The 10,048-nt window shown below is 75.2% G+C and carries 1 protein-coding gene; it reads left to right on the top strand.

What is annotated here, in order from left to right:
• Nucleotides 1–8 precede the first annotated feature (8 nt).
• On the top strand, nucleotides 9–10,048 hold a 10,040-nt coding region (locus AB0D46_RS35085), incomplete at its 3' end, for an SDR family NAD(P)-dependent oxidoreductase (RefSeq protein ID WP_362883667.1).

The following is a 10,048-nucleotide window of genomic DNA, read 5'->3' as shown; positions in this document are numbered from 1 at the left end:
CGTAAAGAATGGTGAACGAGGAGAAGTACCTCGATTACCTCAAGCGGGCGACTGCCGATCTCCGCGAGGCACGGCGACGGCTGCGCGAGGTGGAGGAGCGGGACCAGGAGCCGATCGCGGTCGTGGCCATGAGCTGCCGCTATCCCGGCGGCATCGACACCCCCGAAGCCCTGTGGGAGCTCGTCGCACGCGGCGGCGACGCCGTCACCCCGTACCCCGCCGACCGCGGCTGGCCCACCGAGGTCCTCTTCGACCCCGATCCGGACAGCGGCATCGACGCCTACGAGCAGGTCGGCGGCTTCCTGCACGAAGCCCACCACTTCGACCCGGCGTTCTTCGGGATCTCCCCGCGCGAGGCCCTCGCCATGGACCCGCAACAGCGGCTCCTCCTGGAGACCTCCTGGGAGGCCTTCGAACGCGCCGGCATCGACCCGACCACCCTGCGCGGCAGCCGCACCGGCGTCTTCGCCGGCCTCATGTACCACGACTACGCGGCACGCCTGTTCAGTGTCCCCGAGGAGATCGAGGGGTTCCTCGGCAACGGCAGCTCCGGCAGCATCGCCTCCGGCCGCATCTCCTACACCCTCGGCCTGGAGGGCCCGGCCGTCACCGTCGACACGGCCTGCTCGTCCTCCCTCGTCGCCGTCCACCTCGCCGTCCAGGCCCTGCGCGGCGGCGAGTGCACCCTCGCCCTCGCCGGCGGCGTCACCGTCATGTCGACACCCGGCACCTTCACCGAGTTCAGCCGCCACCGCGGCCTCGCCGGCGACGGCCGCTGCAAGTCCTTCGCGGCCGCCGCCGACGGCACCGGCTGGGGCGAGGGCGCCGGCATGCTCGTCCTGGAACGCCTCTCCGACGCCCGCCGCAACGGACACCCCGTCCTCGCCCTCGTCCGTGGCACCGCCGTCAACCAGGACGGCGCCTCCAGCGGCCTGACCGCCCCCAACGGGCCCTCCCAGCAGCGCGTCATCCGCGAAGCACTGGCCGGCGCCCGCCTCGCGCCCACCCAGATCGACGCCGTGGAGGCCCACGGCACCGGCACCACCCTCGGCGACCCCATCGAGGCCCAAGCCCTCCTCGCCGCCTACGGCCAGGACCGCCCGGAGGACCGGCCGCTGCTGCTGGGCTCCATCAAGTCCAACATCGGGCACACCCAGGCCGCCGCGGGCGTCGCCGGGATCATCAAGATGGTCATGGCGATGCGCCACGGCGTCCTGCCCCGGACCCTGCACGTGGACGAGCCCACACCCAACGTCGACTGGTCGCAGGGCGCCGTCCGGCTGCTCACCGAAACCCGGCAGTGGCCCGAGACCGGCGCGCCCCGCCGCGCGGGCGTCTCCTCGTTCGGCATCAGCGGCACCAACGCGCACACCATCATCGAGCAGGCCCCGGCCGCGGAGGCCGTGGCGGAGCCCGCCGCACCGGCCGCCGCCCCCGTACCGGCCCTGTGGAACCTGTCGGCCAAGTCACCGGCCGCCCTGCGTGCCCAGGCCGAGAAGCTGTACGCCCACCTGAGCACCCACCCCGCACCGGGCGCCGGGGACGTCGCCCGCTCGCTCGCGGGCGGACGCACCGACTTCGAACACCGCGCCGTCCTCACGGCCGCCGACACGCCCGGCCTCCTCCGCGCGCTGGCATCCCTCGCCGACCCGGACCCGGAGACGACCGCACCCGGCATCACCCGCGGCCGCCCGGTCGCGGGCAAGCTGGCGTTCCTGTTCACGGGGCAGGGAAGTCAGCGACTGGGTATGGGGCGTGAACTGTACGACGCGTATCCGGTGTTCGCGGCCGCGTTGGACGAGGTGTGCGGTCGGCTGGAGCTCGATCCGCCGTTGAAGGACGTGTTGTTCGGGTCGGACGCGGCCCTGTTGGACGAGACGCGGTTCACGCAGCCGGCGTTGTTCGCGGTCGAGGTGGCGCTGTTCCGGCTCCTCGAGTCGTGGGGTGTGAAGCCGGACTTCCTCTGCGGGCATTCGATCGGTGAGATCGCCGCCGCGCACGTGGCCGGTGTGTTGTCGTTGGAGGACGCGTGTGTGTTGGTGGCGGCGCGTGGTCGGTTGATGCAGGCGTTGCCGGCCGGTGGTGTGATGGTCGCGGTGCGGGCGTCGGAGGACGAGGTCCTGCCGTTGTTGACGGACGGGGTGAGCATCGCCGCCGTCAACGGTCCGCAGTCGGTCGTGATCGCCGGTGACGAGGACGCGGTGGCGGCGGTCGTGGCGGCCTTCCCGGACCGCAAGTCCAAGCGGCTCTCGGTCAGTCACGCGTTCCACTCGCCGCACATGGACGGCATGCTCGACGCCTTCCGCCGGGTCGTGGAGGGGCTGACGTACGCGGCTCCGCGCATCCCCGTCGTGTCGAACCTGACCGGCGCCCTCGTCACCGACGGTGAGATGGGTACGGCCGGGTTCTGGGTCCGCCACGTCCGCGAGACCGTCCGCTTCCTCGACGGCATCCGCTGGCTGGAGAGCCGCGGCGTCAGCGCCTACCTGGAGATCGGCCCCGGCGGGGTGCTCTCCGCCCTCGCCCCCGACTGCCTGCCCGAGGACACCGGCAACGCCGCCTTCGTGCCGCTGCTCCGCACCGGCCGATCGGAGACCGACACCCTGACCGGCGCCCTCGCCCGGCTCCACGTCCGGGGCGCGGCCGTCGACTGGGACGCGTACTACGCCGGTACCGGCTTCGAGCGCGTCGACCTGCCCACCTACGCCTTCCAGCGCGAGCCCTACTGGCTCGACGCGGGCCGCCCCCCGGGCGACGTCGCCGCGGCGGGTCTGGGAGCGGCCGGCCACCCGCTGCTCGGCGCGGCCGTCGCCCTCGCCGACCTCGACGGGTTCCTCCACACCGGCCGGCTCTCGCTGGACACCCACCCCTGGCTCGCGGACCACACCGTCGCGGGGTCCGTCGTCCTGCCCGGCAGCGCGTTCGTGGAGCTGGCCATCCGGGCCGGCGACCGGGTCGGCTGCGACCTCCTGGAGGAACTCACCCTCCACGCACCGCTCGTCCTGCCCCCGCACGGCGGCGTCCAGCTGCAGCTCTGGGTGGGCGCCCCCGACGCCACCGGTCGCCGCCCCCTCGGCGTGCACTCCCGCCCCGAGCCCGAGGCCGACGCCGCCGGGTCCGACACCGACGCCGCAGGGCAGCCCTGGACCCGGCACGCCGACGGCGTCCTCGCCGTCGGCGCCCCGCAGCCGACCTTCACCCCAGAGACCTGGCCGCCGGCCGACGCCACCCCGCTGAGCGTCGACGCGCTGTACTCCGGGCTCGCCGAGGCCGGGCTCCACTACGGGCCCGCGTTCCAGGGCGTCCGCGCGGCCTGGACCGGCGACGGGGCGACGTACGTCGAGATCGAGGCGACCGAGGAACAGCGCGCCGAGTCGAGCCTGTTCGGGCTGCACCCCGCACTGCTGGACGCCGCCCTGCACACCATCGGCCTCGCAGGGCTCGTCGAGGACACCGGCCGCGGCCGGCTCCCGTTCTCCTGGAACGGGGTGGCCCTGCACGCCGTGGGCGCCTCCACGCTGCGCGTACGCCTGTCCGCCACCGGCCAGGACACCGTGTCGTTGGCTCTCGCCGACGGCGCCGGCCAACCCGTCGCCGACATCGCCTCGCTCACCCTGCGCACCATCCCGGACGGCCGGCAGGCCCCCGGCGCGGGAAGCGCCCACGACTACCTGTTCCAGGTGGCGTGGGCCCCGCTGACGCTCCCCGCCCAGACCGCCCCGACCGACACGATTCCTCCCGTGCTCGACGCGCCCTCCGCGGTCGAGGCGCTGGACCGGCTCCTCGCCGCCGACGGGCCCGCGCCCGCCACCGTCCTCGTACGCCTCCCCGCCGATCGGACCCTGACCCCCGGGGCCGTCCGCGCCGCCACGCACGACACGCTCCGCCTGCTGCGGCGCTGGCTCGCCGACGACGACCTCGCCGACAGCCGGCTCGTCCTGCTGACCCGGGGCGCGGTCGCCGTCCGCGCCGGCGACGCCGCACCCGACCCGGTCTCCGCCGCCGTCCGCGGCCTCGTCCGCTCCGCACAGTCCGAACACCCGGGCCGTTTCGTCCTCGTGGACGTCGACGCCTCGGCGGACGCCGACGCGCAAACGCCGCCGGCCGCACCGTCCGCGACCCTGCTGGACGCCGTCCTCGCCTCCCCGGAGCCGGAGATCGCCCTGCGCGACGGCGCCCCCCACGCGCCCCGGCTGGCCCGGGTCCCCGCCGGCGCCGGCAGCGCGGCCGGGGCACCCGCGTACGACGCCGAAGGCACCGTCCTGGTCACCGGGGCCACCGGTACCCTCGGCCGGCTCGTCGCCCGGCACCTCGTGGCCGCACGCGGCGTACGGCACCTGCTGCTGCTGAGCCGCCGCGGGGACACCGCGCCCGGCGCGGCGGAGCTGACGCGGGAGCTGACCGAACGGGGCGCCGCCGTGACCTGGGCGGCCTGCGACGCCGCCGACCGGGAGGCGCTCGCCGCCACCCTCGCGGCCGTCCCCGCCGCCCACCCGCTGCGCGCGGTCGTCCACACCGCCGGAGTCCTGGACGACGGCGTCATCGACTCGCTGACGCCCGAACGCCTCGACACCGTCCTGCGACCCAAGGTCGACGCGGCCCTCCACCTGCACGAACTGACCCGCGACCACGACCTGTCCGCGTTCGTGCTCTTCTCCTCGGCCGCCGGTGTGTTCGGCGCACCCGGCCAGGGCAACTACGCCGCCGCGAACTCCTTCCTCGACGCCCTCGCCCAGCACCGCCGCGCCCACGGCCTCCCCGCCCTCTCCCTCGCCTGGGGGCTGTGGGAGGACACCGACGGCATGGGCGGCGCCCTGGACCGGGCCGACCTGGAACGCATGAAGCGCGGCGGCGTCCAAGGCCTCACCGCCTCCGACGGCCTCGCCCTCCTCGACCTCGCCGACGCCCTCACGGCCGAAGCCGTCGACGCCGTCGACGCCGCGACCGGCGTGGAGCACGCGCTGCTCGTCCCGATGCGGCTGACGCCGCCCGCCGCCGGTACGGCCGTGGCCCCGCTGCTGCGCGGTCTCGTCCGCACCCCCGTACGCCGCACGGCCGCCGCCGGCCCCGCCCGCACCGGGGGAGAGCCGACCGGCCTGGAACGCAGCCTGCTCGGCCTCGACGCGGCCGGCCGGGAGCGACTGCTCCTCGACCTGGTCCGCGGCCACGTCGCCGACGTGCTCGGCCACGGCAGCCCGGACGCCATCGAACCCGAACACGCCTTCAACGACCTCGGCTTCGACTCCCTCACCGCAGTCGAACTGCGCAACCGGCTCGGCGCGGCCGTCGGCCGGCGGCTCCCCGCCACCCTGGTCTTCGACCACCCGACCCCGCTCACCCTGGCCCGCCACCTCGACGCCGAACTCGGCGGGAACACGGGCGCCACCACGACCCACGACCCCGCCGCCGCGATCGGCGTCGGCGCCGGCGACGATCCGATCGCCATCGTCGCGATGAGCTGCCGCTACCCCGGGGGCGTGAGCACGCCCGAGGACCTGTGGCGGTTGCTGGAGAGCGGCGCGGACGCCATCACCGGCTTCCCTGCCGACCGCGGCTGGGACGTCGAGTCCCTCTACCACCCCGACCCCGACCACCCCGGCACCTCGTACACCCGCCACGGCGGCTTCCTGCACGACGCCGCCGCGTTCGACCCGGCGTTCTTCGGGATCAGCCCGCGCGAGGCCGTCGGCACCGACCCGCAGCAACGGCTGCTCCTGGAGACCACCTGGGAGGCCTTCGAGCGGGCCGGCATCGACCCCGCCGCCGTGCGCGGCAGCCGGACCGGCGTCTTCGCCGGCGTCATGTACCACGACTACGCCGCCCTGCTGGAGCGTTCGGCCGACGGAGCGGACGGCTCGCTGGGCTCCGGCAGCACCGGCAGCATCGCCTCGGGACGCGTCTCGTACACCTTCGGCCTCGAAGGCCCCGCCGTCACCATCGACACCGCCTGCTCGTCCTCGCTGATCGCCCTGCACATGGCGATCCAGTCGCTGCGCACCGGTGAATGCGACCTGGCCCTGGCCGGCGGCGTCACCGTCATGGCCACCCCGGGCACGTTCGTCGGCTTCAGCCGCCAGCGCGGCCTGTCGGCCGACGGCCGCTGCCGCGCCTTCTCGGCGGACGCCGACGGCACCGGTTGGGGCGAGGGCGTCGGCATGCTGCTCGTGGAGCGGCTGTCGGACGCCCGCCGCAACGGACACCCGGTGCTGGCGGTCGTACGTGGTTCGGCCGTCAACCAGGACGGTGCGAGCAACGGCCTGACCGCGCCGAACGGGCCGTCGCAGCAGCGGGTGATCCGTGCGGCGCTGGCCGGCGCGGGCCTGACCGCCGCCGACGTGGACGCCGTCGAGGCCCACGGCACCGGCACCACCCTCGGCGACCCGATCGAAGCCCAGGCCCTGCTGGCCACCTACGGCCAGGACCGGCCCGAGGGCCGGCCGCTGCTCCTCGGCTCGATCAAGTCCAACCTCGGGCACACCCAGGCCGCGGCCGGTGTCGCCGGGATCATCAAGATGGTCATGGCCATGCGCCACGGCGTCCTGCCCAGGACCCTGCACGCACAGACGCCGTCACCGCACGTGGACTGGTCGGCGGGCGCCGTCAGCCTCCTCACGGAGTCGGTGCCGTGGCCGGAGACGGGCCGCCCGCGCCGCGCCGGCGTGTCCTCGTTCGGCATCAGCGGCACCAACGCCCACACCATCATCGAGCAGGCCCCCGCCGACACCGGGACCGGTGTCCCGGCCGCCGACACCCCGGTACCGGGCGGGTTCCCGCTGCCGTTGTCCGGCCGTACGGGCCAGGCCCTCGCCGACCGGGCCCGCGCCCTGAGCGCCCACCTGGCCGCCCACCCCGACCTCGAACTCGCCGACCTCGCCCACTCCCTGGCCACGACCCGCGCCGCCTTCGACCACCGTGCGGTGATCGTGGCGCCGGACCGCGCCACGGCCACCACCGCCCTCGACGCGCTCGCCGACGGCCGTACCGCCCCCGGGCTGATCCGGGACACCGCCGGCAGGAGCGGCCGCAGCGCCTTCCTGTTCACGGGCCAGGGCAGCCAACGCCTCGGCATGGGGCGCGAACTGTACGACGCCCACCCGGTGTTCGCGGCGGCGTTGGACGCGGTGTGCGACCGGCTCGGCCCGGAACTCCCGCTGAAGGACGTGCTGTTCGGTACGGACAGTGCTCTGCTCGACCGTACGGAGTACACCCAGCCGGCCCTGTTCGCCGTCGAGGTGGCCCTGTTCCGGCTCCTCGAAGCCTGGGGCGTACGGCCGGACTTCGTCGCCGGCCACTCCATCGGCGAAATCGCCGCCGCGCACGTCGCGGGCGTCCTCACCCTGGACGACGCCTGCGAACTGGTCTCGGCACGCAGCCGGTTGATGCAGGCGCTGCCCGCCGGTGGCGTGATGATCGCCGTCCAGGCGACGGAGGCGGAGATCCTCCCGCTCCTCACCGACCGGCTGGGCATCGCCGCCGTCAACGGCCCGCAGTCCGTCGTGATCGCCGGTGACGAGGACGCGGCCGTCGCGGTCGTGGCGGCCTTCCCCGACCGCAAGTCCAAGCGGCTCACCGTCAGCCACGCCTTCCACTCGCCGCACATGGACGGCATGCTCGACGCCTTCCGCGAGGTGGCCGAGGGGTTCACGTACGGCGCCCCGCGCATCCCGCTCGTCTCGAACCTGACCGGCGCCCTCGTCGGTGAGGACGAGATCGGCACGGCGGACTTCTGGGTCCGGCACGTCCGCGAAGGCGTCCGCTTCCTCGACGGCGTCCGCGCCCTCGAAGCCGCCGGCGTGACCACGTACCTCGAACTCGGCCCCGACGGAACCCTGACCACCCTCGCCCAGGAGTGCGTCACCGACCGGACCGCGGCCGCCTTCACCGCCACGCTCCGCGCCGACCGCCCCGAGCCGCACACCCTCACCCGCGCACTCGCCCGGGCCCACGCCCGCGGTGTCACGATCGACTGGAACACCTACTTCGCCCGCGCCGGCGCCCGGCGCGTCGACCTGCCCACCTACCCCTTCCAGCGGGAGCGCTTCTGGCCGGAGACGTCCGCCCCGCTGCCCGGCGACGCCACCGGACTCGGCCTCTCGGCCGCCGGACACCCCCTGCTGGGCGCGGCCGTCTCCCTCGCGGACGCCGATGGGCACGTCCTCACCGGCCGGCTCTCGCTGCGCACCCACCCCTGGCTCGCCGACCACGCCGTCATGGGAGCCGTCGTGGTCCCGGGCACGGCCCTCGTCGAACTCGCCCTGCACGCCGGCGACCGGGTCGGCGCCCCCGCCGTCGACGAACTGACCCTCCAGGCACCGCTGGTCCTGCCGGACTCCGGCGACGCCGTCGAGGTCCAGGTCACCGTGGGGGCACCCGACCCGGCGGGCCGTCGCCCGGTCGCCGTCCACTCCCGCCCGGCCGGCGCCGACGACGCACCCTGGCTGCGGCACGCCGCCGGACTACTGACGGACGAGGTCCGCGCCGCCGGCGCCGACCTCGCCGTCTGGCCGCCCGCCGGCGCCGGCCCCGTACCGGTGGACGAGGCGTACGTACTGCTCGACGCCGCCGGACTCGCGTACGGGCCCCTGTTCCGCGCCCTCCGGTCGGCCTGGCGCCGGGACGGCGAACTCTTCGCCGAACTCGCCCTGACCGGACGGGCGCAGGACGAAGCCGACGCGTTCGGACTGCACCCCGCCCTGCTCGACTCCGCACTGCACGCCCTCGCCCTGGACGCCTCCCTCACCACGGGCCCCGACGCCGACACCCCGCAGGGCGCACGACTGCCCTTCGCGTGGAGCGGCGTACGGCTGCACGCGACGGGCGCCGCAGCGGCCAGGGTCCGCCTTGCCTCCACCGGCCGGGGCGCGATCTCCCTCGAACTGGCGGACCCCGCCGGACGGCCCGTCGCCTCGGTGGACTCGCTGGCCCTGCGCACGGTCTCGCCCGACCAGATCGGCGCGGCCACCCGCGACGGCCGCGCGGAGTCCCTCTACCGCGTCGAATGGACGACGCTCCCCACCGACCGGGCGGCCGCCGACCCCGTCTCGCGGGCCGTAGTGGGCGGCCCCGTACCGGGCCTGGACGGCACCGCGTACGCCGATCCGAGCGCGCTGGCGGCCACCGAGGGCGACGTCCCGGACCTGGTCTTCGTCACCCCGGACCCGGCGACCGCCGGCGCCGTGCTCCCCGCAGCGGCGCACGCCCGGACGGCCGAGGGACTGGCCCTCGTACGCGCCTGGCTCGCCGAGGAACGGTTCGCCGCCTCCCGCCTGGTGTTCGTCACCCGTGGCGCCATGCCCGCGTCGCACGGTCCGACGCCCGAACCCGTCCGCGACCTCGCGGGCGCCGCGCTGTGGGGCCTGATCCGCTCCGCCGCAACCGAACACCCCGGACGCTTCGCCCTGGTCGACCTGGACGATGCCGACGCGGGGGCCCTGCCCGAGCAGGCGCTCGTCGCCGCGCTGGCCTCGGGGGAGTCCGAGGTCGTGGTGCGCGGGGGCGCGGTCCTGGTGCCGAGGCTGGCGCGGGCGTCGGCCGCCGTGGACGCGTCCCCCGAGTGGGACGCCGACGGTACCGTCCTGGTGACGGGTGCGAGCGGCTCGTTGGGCGGGTTGTTCGCCCGTCACCTGGTGTCCGAGCACGGTGTGCGTCGTCTGTTGCTGGTCAGCCGTCGTGGTGAGGCGGCCGCAGGCGCTTCGGAGTTGTCGGCGGAGCTGGCCGGTCTGGGTGCCGAGGTGTCCTGGGCGGCTTGCGACGTCGCCGATCGGGCCGCGCTGGCGGCCGTGCTGGCGGCCATTCCGGTGGAGCGCCCGTTGACCGGTGTGGTGCATACGGCCGGGGTGCTGGACGACGGTGTCGTCGGCGCCTTGACGGCCGAGCGGTTGTCGGCGGTACTGCGTCCGAAGGTGGACGCCGCGTGGAACCTGCACGAGCTGACCCGCGACTTGCACCTGTCCGCGTTCGTGCTGTTCTCCTCCGCCGCCGGTGTGTTCGGTGGTGCGGGTCAGGCCAACTACGCGGCGGGCAACGTGTTCCTGGACGCCCTCGCCGC

It is taken from the genome of Streptomyces sp. NPDC048383 (assembly GCF_040651775.1).
GTDB lineage: Bacteria > Actinomycetota > Actinomycetes > Streptomycetales > Streptomycetaceae > Streptomyces.
The sequence above is the reverse complement of the archived record's forward strand: the minus strand, read 5'-3'. Positions and strand labels throughout refer to the sequence as shown.